Source organism: Methylobacterium sp. OAE515 (assembly GCF_041806315.1).
Classification (GTDB): Bacteria; Pseudomonadota; Alphaproteobacteria; order Rhizobiales; family Beijerinckiaceae; genus Methylobacterium; species Methylobacterium tardum.
This window is the reverse complement of record NZ_JBGMUV010000001.1, coordinates 5,282,677-5,303,910: the sequence shown is the minus strand read 5'-3', so window position 1 is coordinate 5,303,910 and position 21,234 is coordinate 5,282,677. Positions and strand designations below refer to the sequence as shown.

18 protein-coding genes are annotated in these 21,234 nt (G+C 69.2%); 9 read left to right on the top strand and 9 right to left on the bottom strand.

The features are described 5' to 3' along the window. The first annotated feature begins 61 nt into the window (after positions 1–61). The 5 genes from ABIE45_RS25890 to mqo all read left to right on the top strand — a co-directional run bounded on the left by ABIE45_RS25890 (position 62) and on the right by mqo (position 5,565). Positions 62–844: a lytic transglycosylase domain-containing protein gene (locus tag ABIE45_RS25890; RefSeq protein WP_373622903.1), complete on the top strand. Its 783-nt coding sequence runs from the start codon at positions 62–64 to the stop codon at positions 842–844. A 236-nt stretch (positions 845–1,080) separates the two neighbouring features. Next, positions 1,081–2,187, top strand: coding sequence for a tlde1 domain-containing protein (locus ABIE45_RS25885; protein ID WP_192707780.1), 1,107 nt, complete (start codon positions 1,081–1,083; stop codon positions 2,185–2,187). A gap of 130 nt (positions 2,188–2,317) precedes the next feature. Beyond that, positions 2,318–2,866, top strand: coding sequence for a lipocalin-like domain-containing protein (locus ABIE45_RS25880; RefSeq protein WP_192707781.1), 549 nt, complete (start codon positions 2,318–2,320; stop codon positions 2,864–2,866). A 528-nt stretch (positions 2,867–3,394) separates the two neighbouring features. Next, positions 3,395–3,748 carry a hypothetical protein gene (locus ABIE45_RS25875; RefSeq protein WP_192707782.1) on the top strand — a complete coding sequence of 118 codons (354 nt, stop codon included), beginning with the start codon at positions 3,395–3,397 and terminating at the stop codon, positions 3,746–3,748. Between the two features lie 86 nt (positions 3,749–3,834). After that, positions 3,835–5,565 carry a malate dehydrogenase (quinone) gene (gene mqo / locus ABIE45_RS25870; RefSeq protein ID WP_209578342.1) on the top strand — a complete coding sequence of 577 codons (1,731 nt, stop codon included), beginning with the start codon at positions 3,835–3,837 and terminating at the stop codon, positions 5,563–5,565. 77 nt (positions 5,566–5,642) lie between these two features. Here the strand turns inward: mqo and ABIE45_RS25865 are convergent, their stop codons facing one another. The 3 genes from ABIE45_RS25865 to ABIE45_RS25855 all read right to left on the bottom strand — a co-directional run bounded on the left by ABIE45_RS25865 (position 5,643) and on the right by ABIE45_RS25855 (position 9,460). Then, the gene (locus ABIE45_RS25865; RefSeq protein WP_192707783.1) at positions 5,643–6,377 is read right to left on the bottom strand and encodes a DUF3750 domain-containing protein; all 735 of its coding nucleotides are present in this window, start codon (positions 6,375–6,377) and stop codon (positions 5,643–5,645) included. Positions 6,378–6,472: 95 nt separating this feature from the next. Continuing rightward, a complete protein-coding gene (mdcB, locus tag ABIE45_RS25860; RefSeq protein WP_192707784.1) occupies positions 6,473–7,411 on the bottom strand; it encodes a triphosphoribosyl-dephospho-CoA synthase MdcB in 939 nt (312 codons plus the stop codon). A gap of 66 nt (positions 7,412–7,477) precedes the next feature. Continuing rightward, positions 7,478–9,460: a CoA-transferase gene (locus ABIE45_RS25855; protein ID WP_192707785.1), complete on the bottom strand. Its 1,983-nt coding sequence runs from the start codon at positions 9,458–9,460 to the stop codon at positions 7,478–7,480. A 600-nt stretch (positions 9,461–10,060) separates the two neighbouring features. Here ABIE45_RS25855 and ABIE45_RS25850 point away from each other — a divergent pair. Beyond that, positions 10,061–10,327 carry a hypothetical protein gene (locus tag ABIE45_RS25850; protein WP_192707786.1) on the top strand — a complete coding sequence of 89 codons (267 nt, stop codon included), beginning with the start codon at positions 10,061–10,063 and terminating at the stop codon, positions 10,325–10,327. A gap of 45 nt (positions 10,328–10,372) precedes the next feature. Here the strand turns inward: ABIE45_RS25850 and ABIE45_RS25845 are convergent, their stop codons facing one another. From ABIE45_RS25845 to ABIE45_RS25825, 5 genes are read right to left on the bottom strand one after another with little or no spacing between them, the layout of a single operon-like run. Beyond that, positions 10,373–11,701 carry an LLM class flavin-dependent oxidoreductase gene (locus tag ABIE45_RS25845; RefSeq protein WP_192707787.1) on the bottom strand — a complete coding sequence of 443 codons (1,329 nt, stop codon included), beginning with the start codon at positions 11,699–11,701 and terminating at the stop codon, positions 10,373–10,375. Between the two features lie 19 nt (positions 11,702–11,720). Beyond that, the gene (locus ABIE45_RS25840) at positions 11,721–12,260 is read right to left on the bottom strand and encodes a cupin domain-containing protein (protein WP_192707788.1); all 540 of its coding nucleotides are present in this window, start codon (positions 12,258–12,260) and stop codon (positions 11,721–11,723) included. A gap of 19 nt (positions 12,261–12,279) precedes the next feature. Then, positions 12,280–13,221 (bottom strand): ABC transporter substrate-binding protein, encoded by a 942-nt coding sequence (locus ABIE45_RS25835; RefSeq protein WP_192707789.1) that lies wholly within the window; start codon positions 13,219–13,221, stop codon positions 12,280–12,282. After that, positions 13,221–14,324, bottom strand: a complete 1,104-nt coding sequence (locus ABIE45_RS25830; RefSeq protein ID WP_192707790.1) for an LLM class flavin-dependent oxidoreductase — start codon at positions 14,322–14,324, stop codon at positions 13,221–13,223. The genes ABIE45_RS25835 and ABIE45_RS25830 overlap by 1 nt, the downstream gene beginning before the upstream one ends. A gap of 29 nt (positions 14,325–14,353) precedes the next feature. Then, the gene (locus tag ABIE45_RS25825; protein ID WP_192707791.1) at positions 14,354–15,502 is read right to left on the bottom strand and encodes an acyl-CoA dehydrogenase family protein; all 1,149 of its coding nucleotides are present in this window, start codon (positions 15,500–15,502) and stop codon (positions 14,354–14,356) included. A 539-nt stretch (positions 15,503–16,041) separates the two neighbouring features. On the opposite strand from ABIE45_RS25825, the gene ABIE45_RS25820 reads away from it, so the two are divergent. From ABIE45_RS25820 to ABIE45_RS25810, 3 genes are read left to right on the top strand one after another with little or no spacing between them, the layout of a single operon-like run. After that, positions 16,042–17,127 (top strand): ABC transporter substrate-binding protein, encoded by a 1,086-nt coding sequence (locus ABIE45_RS25820; RefSeq protein WP_192707792.1) that lies wholly within the window; start codon positions 16,042–16,044, stop codon positions 17,125–17,127. Positions 17,128–17,137: 10 nt separating this feature from the next. Then, positions 17,138–18,139 carry an ABC transporter permease subunit gene (locus tag ABIE45_RS25815; protein ID WP_192707793.1) on the top strand — a complete coding sequence of 334 codons (1,002 nt, stop codon included), beginning with the start codon at positions 17,138–17,140 and terminating at the stop codon, positions 18,137–18,139. After that, positions 18,133–18,933, top strand: coding sequence for an ABC transporter ATP-binding protein (locus ABIE45_RS25810; protein WP_192707794.1), 801 nt, complete (start codon positions 18,133–18,135; stop codon positions 18,931–18,933). Before ABIE45_RS25815 ends, ABIE45_RS25810 begins: the two co-directional genes overlap by 7 nt. A gap of 382 nt (positions 18,934–19,315) precedes the next feature. Here ABIE45_RS25810 and ABIE45_RS25805 read toward each other — a convergent pair whose 3' ends face one another. Continuing rightward, positions 19,316–21,007 (bottom strand): AMP-binding protein, encoded by a 1,692-nt coding sequence (locus ABIE45_RS25805; protein ID WP_192707795.1) that lies wholly within the window; start codon positions 21,005–21,007, stop codon positions 19,316–19,318. Positions 21,008–21,234 lie beyond the last annotated feature (227 nt).

The following is a 21,234-nucleotide window of genomic DNA, read 5'->3' as shown; positions in this document are numbered from 1 at the left end:
GGTATCGCCATGAGGACGGGGCGCGGTTGCGCGCCAAGGAGTGTTTCGCGTGACAGACAAGATGCGGCGTCAGACCCTGGCGATGGCGGCAATCGCCGGGCTCGCCTTCAGCGCCGGGCAGGTCCAGGCGGCACAGTGCGGCAGCAACGCGGCCGGCTTCGAGACCTGGAAGCGGCAATTCTCCGAGGAGGCGCGCGGGCGGGCCAGCGCGGCGAGCCTGGCGGCGCTTCAGAACACCACCTACTCCACGGCCACCATCTCGGCCGATCGCGGGCAGCACAGCTTCAAGCTGTCGCTGGAGCAGTTCCTCGCCAAGCGTGGCGGTCCGGCGATCGTCTCGCGCGGCCGGGCGCTCAAGCGGCAGAACGCGGCCCTGTTCGACTCGATCGAGCAGCGCTACGGCGTTCCGCCGGGCCCGCTCCTGGCGATCTGGGGCATGGAGACCGGCTTCGGCGCGGTGCGGGGCAACGTCAACACGCTCTCGGCCGTGGCGACGCTCGCCTACGATTGCCGCCGGTCTGAGTACTTCACCGACCAGCTCTACGCCGCACTGACGCTGATCGACCGGGGTCTGCTGACGCCGAGCACCCGCGGCGCGGCCCACGGCGAGGTCGGCCACACGCAGTTCCTGCCGAAGAATGTGCTGACCTACGGCACCGGCGACCTGAACAATGTCGGCGCGGCCCTGTCGTCCACCGCCAACTTCCTGAAGGCGCATGGCTGGCGCGCGGGTGCGGGCTACCAGCCCGGCGAGCCGAACTTCGCGGCGATCCAGGGCTGGAACGCCGCGCCGGTCTATGAGCGGGCAATCGCGCTGCTCGGGCGTCAGATCGACAACGACTAATGGTCATCGGCCGCCTATTCGGCGGCCGAAACCTTCGGGAAGAGGTTCGGTCCCGCCCGAAAATGGTCCCACTCGATCCCAGATCGACCATGGAGCCGCCCCAGAAAAGCCGGCCCGGCCCCGCTGTTTCACGGTGAGCGGGGCCGGTCGGTCCGTCGCGATTCCTCGGGATTTGCCCGTCGGGGTTGCGATGATCGGTCGAGCGCCCGCTCCGCGACGAGGAGCCTGGGCAACACATGGCCATCGATTCCGTGCCGCTGGACGGTTCTGAAGCCCGGAGCGCCCGCCGCTCCTGTGCGGCGCCCCTCGCGGTGCTGGCCGGGGCGCTGGTGATGGCTGCCGTCGGAAGCGGCCACCTGGGTCGCGGAGCGCCGCCCGACGGATCGCCGAATCAGACGGCCGCTTCCATCACAGCCGCCGAACCGCTGGACGAGTCGCCGCGCGCGGAGGCCAGAGCCGACGCGCCGCCCCTTGAGGCGCCCGCCGTCGAGACCTGGCGCGATGCCTCCGGTGGCTCTCTGTCGCGCTGGGCCTGGGCGCAGATCGCACTGCCTGCAATTCCGCCGTCTCCCGATAGCGCTACCGAGGCGGACGCCCAGAGCGCCGCGCCGCCACGCGAGGCGATGATCATTCCTCTTCCGATCCCGCGTCCGCCCGAGTTCCGAACTCCGGGAGGCTCCGGTTACGCCCGCAGGGCGGACCGGCGGATGGCGCGCCGCGAGCAGCCGGCCGCCCAGCCGGTCGCGCCGCCGAGCGACGAGCCCTCGTTCCTCGAGAAGCTGTTCGGCATCGAGAAAGGCCCCGCCCTGGCCTACACGGCGCTGGAGAGCAAGCCGGCAGATCTCGTGCCGCAGCGGCGCATCTCGCCGCCGCTCCCCCTGTCCCGGGAGCCGAGTGCCTCGGCCGGGGTCGCAGTCTACAACATCGCCGCGCGCACCGTGACCCTGCCGAACGGCGAGCGCCTGGAGGCGCATTCCGGCCTTGGCGAAGGCCTGGACGAGCCCCGTCTGGTCAATGTGCGGATGCGCGGCCCGACCCCGCCGGGCACCTACGACCTGACCGAGCGCGAGGCACTGTTCCACGGCGTGCGGGCGATCCGGCTCTCGCCGGTCGGCGGCAGCGAGGCCGTCTACGGCCGTGTCGGCCTGCTGGCCCACACCTACATGCTGGGACCGCGCGGCGACTCGAATGGCTGCGTGTCGTTTCGCGATTACGACCGCTTCCTCCAGGCCTTCCTGCGGGGCGAAGTCCAGCGCCTCGTCGTCGTGTCGGGTACGCAGGATCCGCTCCCGACGGTTGCGGATGGCGGCGGACGCACCCGAATGGCCCGCAACGGCAACTGAGAGCGCGCCGTCAGGGGTGCAGATCCGGTCTGGCTGCCAAGCGTGTGCGGTGATTGGATGAGCGAACGCCTGTCGGCATAGCGGCGCTGCGCGATCCCGCGCCCCCCTCTGCAGCGTCGTGATCGAAGGCATGCGCATCTCGAGATCTGTCACGCGAGCTTTCGGGGCCTCGCTTCTCTTGATCCTCGCGCTGGGTGGTCCCGCAGCGCTGGGCGCACCCGATCAGAGCGACCGGCCGTCTCCCCAGGCCGGCCCTTCCCTCGCCGAGCAGATCGTCGGGACCTGGGAACTCGTCTCCTACCGGGTCGAGGACAAGGAGACGGGCAAGATCGTCGACGCGATGGGCAGCACGCCGCGCGGGCGCGTTATCTTCACCCGTGACGGCTGGGTCGCGTTCAATCTCGAAGGCAGCGACCGCAAGCCAGCAGCCTCGGAGGCCGATCGCGCAGCGCTGATGAAGACGTTGGTCGCCTATATCGGCCGCTACCGTATCGAAGGCGATCAGTGGGTCACCGCGGTGCAGACCGCCTGGGCGCCGGAATGGGTCGGCACCGAGCAGAGACGGTCGATCACGATCGACGGGCCCTATGCCGACGTCGTCACGCCCTGGCGGGCGATGCCGAACTGGGATGAGGGCCGCCTCTCGCGCAGCATCATCCGGTTCAAGCGCGCGCCGTAGCGAACTTTAGGGATCGCAGACCGGACGTCTGGAGTTGGTCGGCGTGCAGCCGTTTCGGCTCATGCGGCTCAGCCACGACTTAGCAGGAACAGACCTCCGCCCACGGACGACAACGCCGTCGTTCCGGGACTGCGAAGCAGGACCCGGAACCCAGATTCAACGATGGTGCCCTGCAGGCACGCGGTGTGGGTCTGGATTCCGGGCTCGCCTGCGGCGCCCCGGAATGACAAGGCGGGTGTCGCAAATCGCGCCGGGCCTTTGATCCGATTCCAGGCCTGAGCAATGGGGTGACGTCCTCCCAAGGTCATCACGAGCGCAGAGAAGCGACCCAGGTTCGCGCGACATCGGCCGTCGTCATGCCGGCTGGACTGCCTCGCTCCGCTCGCAGAGACCGCGATGCCGGCGCGATCATCGCAACATGGCGTGAGAGTCGGGTCCACTCCCCGAGCGGATGGCACAGGTGTTCCTCACCGGCACTCACGGGGGCAAGTCTCTCATAGTCCACAGAGAACCCGACGCGACGCGCGCATGTCTTCGTCGGCACAGGTCCGGGATTCGAACGAGCCTGACAAGGACGTGCCCTTTGCAACCCAGGCCGAGATTGTCGTTTCCGACCCCATCCTCTATGAGGCCGGCATCGAACCGCTGAGCCGGACCGGCCAGCGTCTTCTCTACCCCCACGGCCGCTCTCCTGCCGGCCGAACCATGTCTTGGCGGGGATTGAGAGGAGAGACCGTCGATCCGGCCAAGCTGCCACGCGCCGCGCTCCTTCGAGCATCGGCGCGCGCGCCGGAAAGCCGCTGCCTGCCGAAACGGGTCCGCGAAGAGCCCTCGGCCGACGGCTTCTGTCCTGAGGAAACGATCCTGAAGGTTTGGCGGTGAGCGCAGTGACTCGCCGCCCTGGAACGCCTTCCCGTACGCGGACCTGCTCGCCGAGCAGGCCCGGTACGCAAACAAGGGATCCGGCCATGCGTGCCGACGATAAGAACCAGCACCTGCGCAACCTGCAGCCGAAGGCGGCGCTGCCCCTGAGCCGGCGGCAGATCCTCGGCACCGCGGCGGCCGGTCTCGCGGCGGCGGCGCTGCCGGGGTCCCTGGCCCTGGCCGAGGGCGCCGACAGCCGGGTCGACGTGCTGCTGATCGGCGGCGGCATCATGAGCGCGACGCTCGGCATCTGGCTGAACGAGCTGGAGCCGAACTGGTCGATCGAGATGGTCGAGCGCCTGGATCAGGTGGCTCTGGAGAGCTCCAACGGCTGGAACAATGCCGGCACCGGCCACTCGGCCTTGGCCGAGCTGAACTACACGCCCGAGAAGAAGAACGGGCAGGTCGAGATCGCCAAGGCGGTGGAGATCAACGAGGCCTTTCAGGTCACCCGTCAGTTCCTGGCCTATCAGGTCAAGACCGGTGTGATGAAGGACCCGCGCTCGTTCATCAACGCCACGCCGCACATGAGCTTCGTGTGGGGCGACGACAACATCGCCTATCTGCGGAAGCGCTGGGAGGCCCTCAAGGCGAGCCCACTCTTCGCCGGCATGGCGTATTCCGAGGATCCGGAGCAGCTCCGCAAGTGGGTGCCCCTGATGATGGAAGGGCGCGACCCGAAGCAGAAGGTCGCCGCCACTTGGTCGCCGCTCGGCACCGATTGCGAGTGGGGCGAGGTGACCCGGCAGTACGTGGCCTACCTGCAGAAGCAGCCGAGCTTCCAGCTCCGGCTCTCGACCGAGGTCGAGACCATCACCAAGAACGCCGACGGCTCGTGGCGCGTGACCGCCAAGAACCTCAAGGACGGCACGCGCCGGACGGTCGACGCCAAGTTCGTGTTCATCGGTGCCGGCGGCGGCGCCCTGCACCTGCTGCAGAAATCCGGCATCCCGGAAGGCCAGGATTATGCCGGCTTCCCCGTGGGCGGCTCGTTCCTGATCAACGACAATCCCGACGTCGCCACGCTCCACCTCGCCAAGGCCTACGGCAAGGCGTCGGTCGGCTCGCCGCCCATGTCGGTGCCGCATCTCGACACACGGGTCCTCGGCGGCAAGCGCGTGATCCTGTTCGGGCCCTTCGCAACCTTCTCGACCAAGTTCCTGAAGGAGGGCTCCTACTTCGACCTCCTCAGCTCGACCACGACCAGCAACATCTGGCCGATGATGAAGGTCGGCGTCGACGAGTTCCCGCTGGTCGAGTACCTCGCCGGGCAGCTGATGTTGTCGGACGACGACCGGATCGCGGCGCTGCGCGAATACTTCCCGAAGGCCAAGAAGGAGGAATGGCGCCTCTGGCAGGCGGGTCAGCGCGTGCAGATCATCAAGCGCGACGCAGACAAGGGCGGCGTGCTGAAGCTCGGGACCGAGATCGTCAACGCCAAGGACGGCAGCATCGCGGCGCTGCTCGGAGCCTCCCCCGGCGCGTCAACGGCAGCGCCGATCATGCTGCAGGTGCTTGAGAAGGTCTTCGCCCGGAAGGTCGCCACGCCGGAATGGCAGGCCAAGATCCGCGAGATCGTCCCGAGCTACGGCACCAAGCTCAACGACGATCCCGACCGGGTCGCGCAGGAATGGGCCGACACGAGCGCGCAGCTCCAGCTCCCGACGCCCCCGCAGATCGACCGGTCGCTGCTGAAGCCGGTCTCGACCGGCAGCACCGTGCTGAATAGCAGTGCCACGCCGGTCAAGGATCCTGTCCACGACCTCGCGCCGTGAGCGCTCGGGCGCGGCCCGCACAGGGCCGCGCCCGGCCGCCGATCACAGCCGACGCTTCGCGACGCGCCCGCAGTCCTTCAGATTCCGAACCGTCCCAGGGCCGGCAGCTTGATCCCCGGCCGGCGCAGATCGATCCCCGCGACGCCCCCGAGCAGGTTCACTTCGAGTCCCTCCACCCAGCCGAGCGTCAGGCCGGCATAGCCGCCGAGATTGATCCGGATGCCGGTGCCCGACGGCGTCCGGCCGATCCAGCGGCCATCGTAGGGGAAGTCCTTGCCGATCGCCGTGGTCGGCAGCGTGGCCCGCATCTCGGGGACCGCCGCCATGATCGCGGCGACGAACGTGTTCGAGTTCGGACCCGGCCAGACGACATAGTCGCCGGGGCGGGCGAAGCGGTACTCGGCCACGGCCTTGCGGATCCGCGGCAGCATGGCCTCGGCCTCGGGACCGTCCGCGGCGAACACCACGTCGGGCGGGTTTCCGAACCAGCGGCCATCGGGCACGAACCGGTCGACCCAGATCGGCTGGCCCCAGGCGGTGTAGTCGAACCGGCGGTAGCTGCGCTCGTCGCGGCCCTTGATGACGATCCAGCTGTGCGTCGCGACGATGCCGCGCCAGCTGACGGTCCGGGCGGAGAAGATGCGCACCACCGCACCGGGATGCCGATCCGCCGGCGGCAGCAATCCGGCGCTCGACCGGTCGGCGAGCCGCCAGTCGCCGCTCGCGCGCAACCAGTAGAGCGTGGCCGAGATGGCGATCGGCACAAGGAAGAGGGCAACCAGCGCGAGAAGCGCGATCCGGAAGAAGGTCACGGGCGGGCCGAGGCAGGGGCGGGAGGACCGATCCGATGTGGGGATTGATCGGCCGCGCTTGAATGCGACCGGACGGTCCATTCTTGCACAGTCAGCTATGCGCCGCGCCCGGGAGATGCCGCGAGCGCGTCCAGCAACAGCGTCGCGGCGAGGAGGTCGGCACAGCCGCCTGGGCTGAGGCGCGCCGCGACGAAGGCTCGGTGGATCGCGACGGCCCGATCGCGCCAGCCGGGCGCCGCGATGCCGCCATCGGCCACGAAATCGGCGGCCGCCGACCGGGCGCCGGCCAACCCTTCCGCCCCGCCGCGGTGTAACAGATTGGTGTCGTCGACAACCGCCAGGAGCGCGAAGAAGCACTGGACCCGGGCGGCCTCGGCATCGCCGGGCGCGCAGTTGCGGCCATGGCGCAGGGCCGGCAGGCCGACGCTGCGGATCGTCGGGAATCCGGCCGCCGCCTCGGCACTCGCCCCGCCGACGCCGTAGCGGCGCGCCGCCCGGCCGCCGTGACTCACCGGCGAGGCCGGCGCAGCGGCGATCGCGTCGCCCCAGCGGTGGCGCACGGTTTCGGCGCAGGCTTCGGCCGATTCCGGCGCTTCGCCGATCGCGCCCGCCGCCGCGCAGATCAGGCCCAGCGAGAAGATCGCGCCGCGATGGGCATTGATGCCGGCGGTGGCACGCATCATCGCGGCTTCGGCCCGCATCCCGATCGCCCGGAGCTGCGCCATGGCGGCAGCCCCCCCACCGGCCTCGACCAGCTCGGCGAAGTACGGGCGGATCGCCGATGCGCTCCGGCGCAGGGTGTCGGCATCCATGTCGTCGTGGCTGCCGGAATCGACCGGGCTGACGAGCCCCGGCTTCGGCCAGGTCTCCAGCTCGCCGATGAGGGCGTCGTGGGCCAGCGCCGCGACCTGCGCGGCCCAATCCGCACCGGAGACCGCATCTCGCTCGACCGGTGCCACGAGATCGCGATGGTGCAGGTACAGGGCGGAGCTCCTCGCGACGCTCACCCGCAGGACCCGGGACGCGGACGGCATCCGGCTCGTATACCAGAACGGGGCGGTGCCGCACCCGCCCACACCGCGCAGCCGCCGAGCGCCGTCTCAGGCCGCAGAGGCGACGGCCGGCGAGATCCGCTTGCGCGCCTTCTTGTCCTCGGTGCTGCTGACGAAGGCCTGCGCCTCCTCCTTCCGCTCGAAGACATGCGGGGCGACGCCGCGCTTGTTCAAAGCCTCCTCCATCTTCAGGCGCAGGAAGGCGCTCGTCGCGTAGCGGGTCGTGGTCGCGTAGTAGTTCGCCTGCAGGTACTGGACCATCCCGGCGTAGTCGTCGACCAAGTTCTCGTTGAGCCTGAATCCGTCGTGGTTGATCACGGCGTTGACCCGCTGGCCTGCCTTCCGGCAGGCCTCGACGATGGTCATGCGCAGCTCGTCCATGTCGCCCTTCACCCGGCAGTACCAGCCTTCCAGGTTGACGAAGAGGATGTTGCGCTCGCCGTCGTAGCTGACGCGCGACTTGAGATCGAGGTTGAGCAGGTCCGAGATCAGCTCCATCGGCTCTTCGCGGAAGATCCGCGGATCCATCGGCACCGGGTTCCGAACCACCGGCCTGAAGTCCATGTGGGCGAGGATGTCGCGCTCGATGTCGATGCCGGGCGCGACCTCGATCAGTTCGAGGCCCTCCGGGGTGAGCTGGAAGACGCAGCGCTCGGTCACGTAGAGGACCGGCTGAGAGCGCTCGACCGCGTAGGGCCCCGAGAAGGTGTTCTGCTGCACCCTGCCGACGAACTTGCGGGCCTTGCCCTCGGTCACGATCCGGACCTGGCCGTCGTCGACCGCGATCTCCAAGCCGCCCGCCGTGAAGGTTCCGGCGAACACCACGGTGCGGGCGTTCTGCGAGATGTTGATGAAGCCGCCGCAGCCGTTCAGCTTGCCGCCGAATCGCGACGTGTTGACGTTGCCGGCCTCGTCGCACTCGGCCATGCCGAGGCAGGTCATGTCGAGGCCGCCGCCATCGTAGAAGTCGAACATCTGGTTCTGGTCGATGATGCAATCGGCGTTCGTGGCCGCGCCGAAGCTCGAGCCGGAGGCCAGCACGCCGCCAACCGCGCCCGCCTCAGTGGTGAGCGTGATGTAGGGAGTGATCTTCTCCTCGTTGGCGACCGACGAGATGCCTTCCGGAGCCCCGACGCCGAGATTGACCACGCCGTTCGGCGGCAACTCGAAGGCGGCGCGCCGGGCAATGATCTTGCGCTCGTTGAGCGCCATGCGCTTGATCCCGGTGACCGGCACGCGAATCTCGCCGGCGAGCGCGGCGTCGTGCACCACGCCGTAGTTCATCCGGTGCATCTCGGGTTCTGCGACGACGACGCAATCGACGAGAATGCCGGGGACGCGCACGTCCTTCGGCAGGAGGTATCCGTCATCGACGATGCGCTCGACCTGCGCGACGACGATGCCGCCGTTGTTGCGGGCCGCCATGGCCTGGGCGAGGCAGTCGAGGGTGAGGGCCTCCTTCTCGTAGGACAAATTACCCGACGGATCGGCCGAGGTGGCGCGGATGAAGGCGACGTCGATCTTGGTGGCCGTGTAGAACAGCCATTCCTCGCCATCGACCTCCACGAGCTTGACGATGTCCTCGGTGGTCAGCTCATTGACCTTGGCGCCGCCGTGACGCGGATCGACATAGGTCTTCAGGCCGACCTTCGAGAACAGGCCCGGCTGGCCCGCGGCGCAGGCCCGGTAGAGCTGCGAGATCACACCTTGGGGTAGGTTATAGCCGCGGATCAGGTTGTCCTGGGCCGCTTTGGCGACTTTGGGCATGCGGCCGAAATTCGCCGCGATCACCCGCGCGAGCAGGCCGTCATGGTGCAGCCGTCCGGTGCCGAGGCCTTTGCTGTCGCCCGCGCCCGCGGTCATGATCAGGGTCAGCCCGCGCGGCGAGCCGGTCTCGACGTAGCGCCTCTCCAGAGCCGCGTGCAGCGCCTCCGGGATGCAGCTCTGGACGAACCCCGTGGTGGTCACGACGTCGTTCTCGCGGATCAGCGCGATGGCCTCGTCCGCCGAGATGACCTTGTTCTTCCTCATGGAGCCCGTGATCCTCCCTGGGGTCCGGACCGGCGACCTGGCGCAAAGCCGGTCGTCTCCGAGACTGTCATCGGCCGAGTGCGCCCGGCTTGTTTTCGTATGATCGCGTTATTGCAGCGCATCAATATTTGCGGCATCGCACGATGGCGGTGCCGTTGTTCCGACAGTATCCCAAAAGTGCATGGGTGTGCTGCTGAAAAACTCTTCGCTGAACGATCAGAAAAATTGCGCCGCCTCGCGCATCGTCCTGCTCCACGGCGGCGGCATTCTGGCAGGCTCATCTCCGCGCGTCGTCTGCCGCGACCGATCTGGTCCTGCTCCGACTGAGGAGAGGCCGGATTCGACGCTTCTGCCGTCTCGAAAGCCTGATGACGCCCGGAATGCGGGAGCAGGAGAACGCGCGTGTCGGACGCTGTGCCGGCGCCGGCTGGACGCTGCCTGAACGTGTGGATTCCGGAAGCGCAGCAGCGCCATCATAGGTTATAATTTCCGCAACCGATTGCATCCCGCGAACACTTAACATCAGGTAGATTTACAATCTTAAAATCGCGATATATAGAACCGGCGTTCTGGGGAGCGTGTTTTAGTCAGGAACACGCCATGACCGATATGACACCGATCGCGGATGAAGCCGCGACACGCTTTGCCTTCAGCCTCCTCCGGAGTGCCTATCTTGATCTCGCGCAGACGCTGCTTCGCATCGAGGCGGAACCGGCGCGCGAGTTGCTGCAGGCCGTCGAGCACCGAATCGCCTACAGGCTCGGCTCTCTGGCGCAGGACGAGTCGGATGGCGCCCCGCAGGAGACGGCGCTCGCCATCGCCGCCGGTCAGGTGCGGGCGGTCCTGCGCGACGCGCAGGGGCGCTGAGTCCGACGCGGCCGGCCTCTTCCCCGCCGGCCGACAGAACAAGCCTCAACCGGCGAAGTAGCGGTTCGCGGGCCGCTTCAGGCCGAGATGATCGCGCAGGGTGGTGCCCGAATAGGCGGTGCGGAACAGGCCGCGGCGTTGCAGCTCGGGCACCAGGCGGTCGACCACGTCGTCGAGCCCCTCCGGCACGTAGGGGAACATCACGTTGAAGCCGTCGCAGGCGCGGGTCTCGAGCCACTCCTCCATGCGGTCGGCGACCTGCGCCGGAGTCCCGACCATCTGCAGACCGCCGTAGCCGCCGACCTTGCGGGCGAGCTCCCGCACGGTCGCACCGGTGCGGCGGGCGTAATCGACGATCTGCGCCTGTCCGCTCTTGCTGGCGTTGGTCTCGGGCAGGTCGGGCAGCGGCGCGTCGAGGTCGAAGCCCGTGGCATCGACGCCGAGGCGCACCGACAGGTTGGCCAACCCGCTGTCGGGATGGACGAGATCGTCGAGGCGCGCCTTCTTGGCCTGCGCCTCCGCCTCGGTCTCGCCCAGCACCACGAAGCAGCCGGGCAGGATCTTCAGATTGTCCGGATCGCGTCCGGCGGCCGGCATCCGGCCCTTCACGTCCGCGTAGAAGGCCTGGGCCGCCTCCAGGGTCGAGCCGGAGCCGAACACCATCTCGGCGGTCTCGGCCGCGATCTGCTTGCCCGCCTCCGAGGCGCCGGCCTGCACGATCACCGGCCAGCCCTGGACCGGGCGGGCGATGTTGAGCGGGCCCTTAACCTTCAGGAATTCGCCCCGGTGGTCGAGGACGTGGATCTTCGCCGGATCGACGAACAGGCCGCTCTCCAGGTCCATCGGGAAGGCGTCGTCGGCGAAGGAATCCCACAGCCCGGTAACCACGTTGAAGAACTCGCGGGCCCGGGCATAGCGCGTGGCGTGATCGACATGCGCGTCGCGGCCGAAATTCAGTGCCTCGTCCGGGTTGCCGGAGGTGACGAGATTCCAGCCGGCCCGCCCGTTCGAGATGTGGTCGAGGGACGCGAACTTGCGGGCGACGTGGTAGGGCTCGTTGTAGGTGGTCGAGGCGGTCGCGATCAGCCCGATCCGCTCGGTCAGCACGGCGAGCGCCGGCAGCAGGGTCAGGGGATCGAACGACGTCACGGTGGCCGAACGGCGCAGCGCCGCCATCGGCATGTTCATCACCGCCAGATGGTCGGCCATGAAGAACGCGTCGAATTTTGCCGCCTCGAGCCGCCGCGCGAACTGCGCCAGATGCGCGAAGTTGAAATTGGCGTCCGGGTAGCCGCCCGGATAGCGCCACCACGCCGTGTGGATCCCGACCGGGCGCATGAACGCGCCGAGATGCAGCTGACGGTCCCGGCTCATCGGGGTGGCCTCCGGCGTCTCACGGATGCTTGTGGATGGGGTCGACCCAGTACACCGTCTCGGGCCGCTCGGCCGCCTGGACGTCGGGCAGGTTGACCACCACCGCCTCGTTGTCGGAGCGCACCAGCACGCAGTGCAGGGGCTCGTCGGTCGAGGCGTTGATCTCCTGGTGCGGCACGAAGGGGGGCACGAAGATGAAGTCGCCCGGGCCGGCCTCGGCGACGTATTCGAGGCTGTCGCCCCAGCGCATGCGGGCGCGGCCCGAGACCACGTAGATCACGCTCTCGAGCGCGCCGTGATGGTGGACGCCGGTCTTGGCGTCGGGCTGGATCGCCACCGTGCCGGCCCAGATCTTCTGCGCGCCGACCCGGGCGGCGTTGATCGCCGCCTGCCGGAACATGCCTGGCGTCTGCGCCGTGTTGGAATCCAGCCGGTCGCCGGGAATCACCCGAACGCCGTCGTGCTTCCACCGCTCGGCACTGCCGTGGTGGTGCTCCGCCGTCGCCGGCTCGTGGGCGTGGCTGTGGGCGTGGCTGTGCTCGTCGCCGCTGTCGTGCATGTCGGGTCCTCCGCCGCCATCATCGCACGGCGATCAGCGCTTCGGAAAATGCGGGATCGAGGATCGCCTCCGCCCGGGGCGCCCGCGCCTGCGGGATCAGTCCGGCGCGGACGTAGAGATCGATGATCCGCTGCTCGCCCGCGATCACGTCCGCGTCGATGGGCACGGTGCGGTACTGCGCCCGGCCGAACCAGCGCAGCGGGACCGCCTCCGGCAGGCCGATGAGCTTCGACCAGACGGCGGCATACGGGGCGGGATCGCGCAGCGCCCAGGCGCGAGCCCGGGCGAGGCGGGCCGCGTAATCGGCCAGCAGGGCGCGCTTGGCCTTCAGCGCGACCTCGCTGGCGACGGCGTAGCTGAGGCCGGGGGTGATGCCGTTACCGTCGCGCACCACCCGCACCAGCCCGGCAAGCTCGGCCGCCGAGGTGTAGGGCTCCCAGGTCGACCACGCGTCGACGGCGCCGGAGGCCAGGGCGAGCTTCGCGTCCGCCGGCGGCAGGAAGCTGAAGATGACGCTGTCGGCGGGCAGCCCGGCCTCTTCGAGGGCGGCCAGCACGACCTGATGGCCGATGGAACCCCGGTTTGTCGCGATGCGCCGACCCTTCAGATCCGCCACGGCGCGGATCGGCGAATCCGGCCGCACCAGGATCGCGAGGCCGTCCTGCCGGTTGCGGAAGGCCAGGAAGGCCTTCACCGGCACGCCCGCGGCGGCCGCGAAGGTGAAGGGTGCGTCGCCGACGCCGCCCGCGTCGATGGCCCCGGCGTTCAGCGCCTCCAGGAGCGGGGCGGCGGCGGGAAACTCGCTCCATTCGAGGCGATAGGGCAGGCCCTCGAGGACACCGGCCGCCTCCATCAGGGCGCGGGCATTGCCGCGCTGGTCACCGACCCGCAGCACGTCCTCGGCCCGGGCTGGGAGGGCGGCAAGAAGCGTCAGGAACGCGAGGGCGAGCAGCCGGCGCATCACGCGGCCTCCGCGGCGCGGCCGCGCCGGGCGAGCAGATCCCGGAATGCCGGGAGCAGCTCGCGCCCGTACTGGATCGCGTCCTCCAGCGGATCGAAGCCGCGGATCAGGAAAGTGCGGACGCCGAGATCATGATAGTCGAGCAGCGCTTCGGCGACCTGCTCGGAGGTGCCGACCAGAGCCGTGGAATTGCCCGCCGCGCCGGTCTCAACGGCGATCGCCGTGTAGAGGCGCCTGTCGAGGCACGACCCTTGCGCCGCGGCCGCAAGCAGGCGCCGCGATCCCTCGTTCTGCGGCGTGGCGGCCGGGCCGAGGCCTCGCGCCGCCCGGACCGCCCGGGTCCGGGCCAGGATCGACTCGGCCCGCGCCCAGGCCTGCTCCTCCGTCGAGGCAAGGATCGGCCGGAAGGACAGGCTGAAGCGGGGCGATCGGCCGTGCGGCGCGGCAGCCGCCCGGACCCGGTCGATCAGGTCGCGCACCTGCTCCTGCGTCTCGCCCCAGAGCGCGTAGGTGTCGGCATGCCGACCCGCCACCGCGAGCGCCGCCGGCGAAGCGCCGCCGAAATAGACCGGAATGCCCGCCGGATTGACCGGCTTCACCTCGGAGAAACCGCCCGCGATCCGGTAATAGGTGCCCGTGTAGTCGAACGGCCCGGCGGCGTCCCAGCTCAGCCGGGCGATGTCGAGGAACTCCCGTGTCCGGGCGTAGCGCTCGTCCTTGGTGAGATGGTCGCCGTCCTGCGCGAGTTCGCGGTCGTCGCCGCCCGTGATCACGTGGACCGCGACGCGGCCGCCGGTGAGATGGTCGAGGGTCGCGAGCTGGCGCGCCGCGACGGTGGGCGCCGTGAAGCCGGGGCGGTGGGCGATCATCAGCCCGAGCCGTTCCGTCACCGCAGCGATGTGTGCCGCCAGAAGGATCGAATCCGGCGAAGTCGAGTGAAATGCCACCAGCACCCGGCCAAAGCCGCCCCATTCGTGGGCCTGGGCGAGCAGGCGCAGGTAATCCCGATCGATCACCGGGCCGGAGGCCGGGTGGATCTCCGAGACGTGGCGTGGGGCGACGTAGCCGACGAACTCGATCGCGTCGGGGGGCAGCGGGCTCATGACGGGCTCCGGTACGATGTTGGTTCGAATCAGGCGCCGAGCGCGGCACGGCCGGCCGCGGCGCGCACCGCATCGCCCTGGGGCCAGTGGATCCGGGCGCAGAGGACGTCGCGCAGGTGCCGCTCAAGCGGGTTGCGCCGCGTCAGGCCAGCATTGCCGCAGAGCTCGGCCGCGCGTTGCACGACCGCGATCGCGTTCTCGGTGACGGTGAGCTTCACGAAGCCCGAATCCTGCGGCGGCGGCGGACGGCCGCCATCGGTCTCGGCGGCGAGGCCCGCGAGGAGCCGGGCGTTGACGGCGAGCAGACGCTCGCTCTCGCCGACGGCGTCGTGGAAGCGCGGCAGGCTCGCCAGGGGCGCCCCGAGGCTACCCGGGACGCGCGCCCGCAGAAATCCGATGAACCAGGTTTGCGCCGCCCGCGCGACGCCGTCGTACAGGGCCGCGATCAGGGTACAGCTCCAGGCCTGCTGCCACGAATCGGGCTTCCGCCACGCCTCGGGCGGCCGCAGGTCCACTGCGTGGTCGCCCGACACGGGGACGTCGTCGAACACCACGTCGTGGCTGGCCGAGGCGCGCAGCCCCAGATGGTCCCAGGTCTCGACGATGCGGATGCCGGGGGCGTCGAACGGCACCAGCAGGTTGCCGATCCGTGGCTCGGCTTCGTCGGTGCGGGCGAAGACGACGCCGTAGCCGAGAGCCGGCGCGCCGGTGGCGTAGATTTTCCGGCCGGTGATCCGCCACCCTGCCGCGCCGTCACGTCGCGCGATCGTCGCCGGGAGGCCGCCCCGCGCCGGGGTGCCGAGTTCCGGCTCGACCCGCAGGGCGTTGATGAGCGTCCCGCGCGTCACGGCATCCCGGCCGACCGCGTCGGCCACGAGGCGCGGCCAGGGCGAGTCGTCCCGGTGGATCACCGCGTGGTGCAGCAGGGTCATCGCCAGGACCAGGGCGGTCGCGGGCTCGCCGGCCCCGATCCGCCCCACCGCCTCGGCCGAAAACGCGAGGCTGGCAGCACCGCCACCGAGCCGCCGCGGTACCGTGAGGCCCAGGAACCCGGCCGCCCGCAGCGCCGCGATGTTGGCGTGCGGGAAGGCGCCGGACCGATCGAATTCCGACGCTCCGGCGGCGAAACGCTCGGCGAGTGCGCAGGCGACGGCGGCGGGCGGGACGGCGATGGTCATCGGGATCCGGTCGCGTGGGGGGCAGGGCGGAACGCCAGCCGCCCCCAAGGAACGCCGTTAAACGTCCGCCGAGCGCGGGCGATCGTCAATGAACCGCAATACTAAAAATCGGCCTCTGGAAAGAAGATCGATCTATATTTTTGATAAATCCAGCAAAGTTAAACCCACCACGTCAATCGATACACAGATTTTCCTCGCGGGTGGGTTCGCCGGCCCGTTCCGGACAAGACCTTCGGCGCGAAGGCACACGATCACCCGCACGTCATGCGTGGCGGTCGCCTCTGCGAGCATGACCGCGTGCAAATGGATCGTTCTTCCAACGCGGTTGTCGGCGCCCGATTCGTGCCAAACAAGGCCGTTATTTCAAAAGCGCGTTTTATTGACTTCCCGTCGGCGGGATTGAACATTGGATACATAGGCCGCGCTGAACGGCCGTCCCCAAATGATCGCTGCACGCTGATATCCCGGCCGTAAGGTCGGGCGCAGAAGCGCGCCGCCACACCCTCCGCCGCGCGTGCCGCGGCGCCTCGGAGAGCGTCATGCGTGAAATGGCCCCGCGGTCCGGTCCACACCCGTCGCGACGATTCCTGCTGCGTGCGGGGGCCGCGGCAGCGGCTCTGCCCTTCGGCTTCGCCGCGAGTACCGGCCGCGCCTGGGCGCCGGGCCCGGGCACGCCGTTCGATGCCGGTCCCCTGTGCCGCCCGGCCGCCGCGGAGGGCGCGCCCGGTCCGCTGAAGCCGATCAAGCTCGCCTGGAACGCCACCGCGATCTGCACGGCCGCGGCGCCGCTCGCCAAGGAGCGCGGGATCTTCGCGCAGCACGGCCTCGACGTGGAATTCGTCAATTTCGGCGGGTCCACCGAGGCCCTGCTGGAAGCCATCGCCACCGGCAAGGCCGATGCCGGCATCGGCATGGCCCTGCGCTGGCTCAAGCCGCTGGAACAAGGCTTCGACGTGAAGATCACCGCAGGCCTGCACGGCGGCTGCCTACGGCTCTTGGGGGCGAAATCGGCGGGCGTCACCGATGTCGCCTCGCTCAAGGGCAAGACCATCGCCATCAGCGATCAGGCGAGCCCGGCCAAGAACTTCTTCGGCCTGCTGCTGGCGAAGGCCGGCATCGATCCCGAGACCGGCGTCGTGTGGCGGCAATATCCGGCGGACCTTCTGAACCTCGCCGTCGAGAAGGGCGAAGCCCAGGCGCTCGCCGATTCCGACCCGCGGACCTGGATCTGGCTGAAGGACCCGCGCTTCACCGAGGTCGCGACCAACCTGTCCGGCGAGTTCGCCGACCGCACCTGCTGCGTCGTGGCGGTGCGCGGCAGCCTGATCCGGAACGACCGTGCCGTCGCGGCGGCGCTCACCCGCGCCGTCCTCGAAGGCGGGCACCGGGTCCATGCCGATCCGGAGGACGCGGCCCGCATCTTCTCCAGCTACGGCGGCAAGGGCTCGGAGGCGGATCTTGCCGCGATGCTGCGCAGCCAGCACCACAGCGCGCAACCCGTCGGGACCGACCTCAAGCGGCAGCTCCTCCTCTACGGAGAGGAGCTGAAGCAGGTAAACGTCTTCCGGCGCACCACCGACACGGCGAAATTCGCCGAGCGGGTCTACGCCGACGTGCTGAGCTGAGGACGCGGCGGTGGCGAGCCAGACCGACACCGCGGGCACCGCCCCGCTCCGTACCGCGCGCGCCCTGCCGGTGCCGCCCCTGCGGGCTCTCGGCGCCGGCGCGGCGTGGCTGGCGGTCGCCCTCGCGACCTTCCTCCTGCCGGAGGCGGGCGACTTCCCTGAGACGGAACGGTTCGCCGCCGTCGCGCTGGGCATCGGCGTGGCGCTGCCGGTACTCGCCGCCATCGACGGCCGCCTCGGCGGCCCCGGCCTCCGCCTCGTCTACTGGACGCCCTGGCTCACCGCATCGGGCGTGGCGTTCCTCACCTGGGAGCTGGTCACGGCGAAGTTCGATCTCCTGCCGATGCCGTTCTTCCCGCCGCCCCAGGCGATCCTGGAGGTGTTCCTCGAGGACTGGCCGAAGCTCGGTGGCAGCACCCTGGCCTCGCTGGAGCTGCTCGCGGGTGGCTATCTGATCGGGGCGGCCGTGGGCTTCACCCTCGGCGTCGCGGTCGGCTGGTCGAAGGCGGTCGGATACTGGGCCCATCCGATCCTGCGCTTCCTCGGACCGCTGCCGGCGACGGCCTGGCTGCCGATGGCGTTCTTCGTCTTCCCGTCCTCATGGTCGGCGAGCACCTTCCTGATTGCCCTCGCGTCAGGCTTCCCGGTCACCGTGCTCACATGGTCGGGCGTCGCCGGCGTGAACAAGGCGTATCTCGACGTCGCCCGGACCCTCGGCGCCTCCCGGTTCTTCCTGATCCTGCGGGTCGCGATACCGGCGGCTCTGCCGCATGTCTTCGTGGGCCTGTTCATGGGCCTGGGCTCGTCCTTCGCGGTGCTGGTCGTGGCCGAGATGCTCGGCGTGAAGTCCGGTCTCGGCTGGTACCTGCAATGGGCCCAGGGCTGGGCCGCCTACGCCAACATGGATGCCGCGCTGATCGTGATGGCGCTGATGTGCTCCGGACTGATCACCCTGCTGTTCCGCCTGCGGGACCGGGTGCTGTCGTGGCAGAAGGGGCTGGTGCAATGGTAGCGGCGATCCTGGAGCGGCCGGGCGCACAGCCGAAGCGCGACGCGGGCGGCAGCCGCCTGACGATCGAGGCGGTCAGTCACGCCTTCTCGATCCGCGGGGCCGCGCTCCCGGTGCTCGACCGGATCGACCTCGACGTGCAGCCCGGCGAATTCGTGGCCCTGCTCGGCGCCTCGGGCTGCGGCAAGTCCACCCTGCTGCGCTTCGTGGCCGGGCTGGAACCTCCGGATGCGGGTCGCATCACCGTCGATGGCGTCTCGGTGACCGGTCCGGACCCGGCCCGGCTCCTCGTGTTCCAGGATCCGACGCTCTACCCGTGGCGCACCTTGCGCGGGAACGTGCGCCTCGGCCTTGAGGCGCGGGGCATCGCCCGCGAGCGGGCGGCCCGGACCGATGCGGCCCTGCGCCTGGTCGGGCTCGAAGGCTTCGCCGATGTCTATCCGCACCAGCTCTCGGGCGGCATGGCGCAGCGGGCGGCTCTCGCCCGCGCGCTGGTGAACGAGCCGCGCCTGTTGCTCCTCGACGAGCCGCTGGGCAAGCTCGACGCGCTGACCCGCCTCGCCATGCAGGCGGAGCTGCTCCGGCTCTGGCAGGAGCAGCGCTTCACGGCTCTTCTGGTCACGCATGACGTGGAGGAAGCGCTCGTCCTGGCCCAGCGGGTGATCGTCCTGTCCCCACGCCCTGCCGCATTCCGTGCCGAGATCCGGGTGGACCAGCCCTATCCGCGCCACCGGGACGATCCGGCCCTGGTCGCGCTGCGCCGGGAGATCCTCGGGATCCTGGGCCAGGCCGTGTGAGGCTTCCGCGCGGAACCCCGTCGGCCGTGTGACTGGGAACCTCGCCGTCGCGCGTTTCGACCGGTTGCATGCGCGGGTCCTATCGGGGCACGCAGCCCGAACGCCCCGGCGGCGATCCCGCCCGCCGAAGCGCATATCCACATCCCGTCGGTCTCGACGCCACCAGCGCCCGTTGGGAACACGCGCCCGAGCTTGCCGATCGGGCGTCGAATCGATGATCGCCTTCGACGCCTCCCGCCTCGGCATCTCTGGCCGAACGTCGTCCCGAGTTAGGCACTTCACGGGCGAGGCAGAGCGGACGTTGTTGACGGTCACCAACCCACCCCGCTGCACCTCAAGATGAGCGCCGAGAGTGAACGTTATGACAGGGCCCGCTCGGCGCCTATGGCTGCGGGTGGCTACCGAGTTGCAGGACGCGCTCGCGAAGAACGCGGCGCAAGACTTTGCCGACCGGCGTCTTTGGGAGCGCGTCGAGAAAAATCACGCGGCGCGGCACCTTGTATGCTGTCAACGAGGTCCGGGCGTGCGCGATCACAGCGGCTTCCGTGAGTTCGGGATCGCCCCGCACCACGCAGGCGACGATCGCCTCGCCCGAGCGAGCGTCCGGCACTGCGACCGCTGCCGCTTCCCGGATGCCCGGGTGGCGCAGTAGGACATCGTCGACTTCGCGCGGGTAGACATTGAACCCGCTGACGATCGCCATGTCCTTCTTCCGGTCCACGAGCGTGAGATACCCATCTGCGCTCATCGCCGCGATATCGCCCGTCGCCAAGAAGCCGCGGCTGTCGAGAACGCGGGCGGTCTCGTCCGGTTGCTTGTAATAGCCGCGCATGACCTGAGGGCCGCGGATGTGGATCTCACCGGGCTCGTCCGGCATCGCAGGCGAGCCATCGTCTCGGCGGATCTCGATCTCAGTCGAGCAGACCGGATAGCCGATTCCACCGCGCGGCACGCGTTGTCCCAACGGGTTCATGGCAGCAACACCAGCCACTTCGGTCAGCCCGTAGCCATCGATAATCGAGAGCCCGGTCACCGTCCGCCAGGCTTCGGCAATGGCAGGCGGCAGGGGTGCCCCGCCGGAACAACAGACAGCCGTCTCGCTGAAATCGACCTTCCGGATGCCAGGGTGCTGCGACAGCGCCTGATACAGGCTCGGCACCCCTGCGATGCTCCGCAAGCGGTGCCGTTGCATCTCCGCGACGAGACCATCCAGATCACGCGGGTTGGCGATCAGCACGCCGCAGCCACCGAGGATGAACCGGTGGATGACTTGGCAAATGAGTGCGAGGGCGTGGTAGAGTGGCAGAGCAACGAGATACGTCTCTCCGCGCCTGGTCCCGATGGCTGCGAACCACGTTCCCAGGATCAGGGCATTCGCCAGCACGTTTCCGTGGGTCAGGATCGCGCCCTTGGCGAGTCCTGTCGTGCCGCCCGTGTATTGAAGCAGGGCAGCATCGTCGCTTCCGACTTCGACCTGGGGCACCCTAAGTGCGGCCCGCGTCGAGATGATGCGGCGCCATCGGTGCGCGCTATCGATATGCCAGGACGGGATGATTTGTCGGACCCGACGCACGACAAAGTTCGCCAGCATCCCCTTCGCGCGCCCGAGCTCATCGCCGACGCCTGTGACGATCACGTGCGGTACTTCGACGAGCCGCAGAGCCTCCTGAAGCGTCGCACAGAAGTTTTCGAGCACGATGATCGTCCTCGCACCGCTGTCGCGCAGCTGATGCGTCAGCTCGGGCGCGGTGTAGAGCGGGTTCACGTTGACGACGACGAGACCGGCCCTGACCACGCCGAAGAAGGCGATCGGGTATTGCAGCAGGTTCGGCAGCATGATCGCGACACGATCGCCCGCTCGCAACTTGAGGACCCAGCGAAGATGATAGGCGAGCCGCGCTGAGGCTTCGTCCAGGGCACCGTAGGTGAGTTTGCGCCCCATGCTGCTGAAGGCAGGGCGATCTCGGAAGCGAGCGACCGTTGCGTCGAACATTTGGACGAGCGAGGTGAACTGCGCGACGTCCGCATGTTCGGGAACCCCGGGATCGTAATGGGCGAGCCAAGCTTTGCTCATGCCAGCCTCCTTGAGAACGCGATGGCGCGTCAGCTCCGCTGACTAGCGGCGGCATCCACCGCACGTCCTGAAAGGATCCTGACGCTTTTCTGATCTTCCCTGAAGGACTGAACGCCTCTGACTTTCAGCCAAGCGGGTTGTATCGAGGTGGACTCAGCGATCCGGCCTTGCAGGTCCGGCTCGCTGTCCGGAGCGAACGGACGGTGTCGGCTCATCATCGTGCCGTG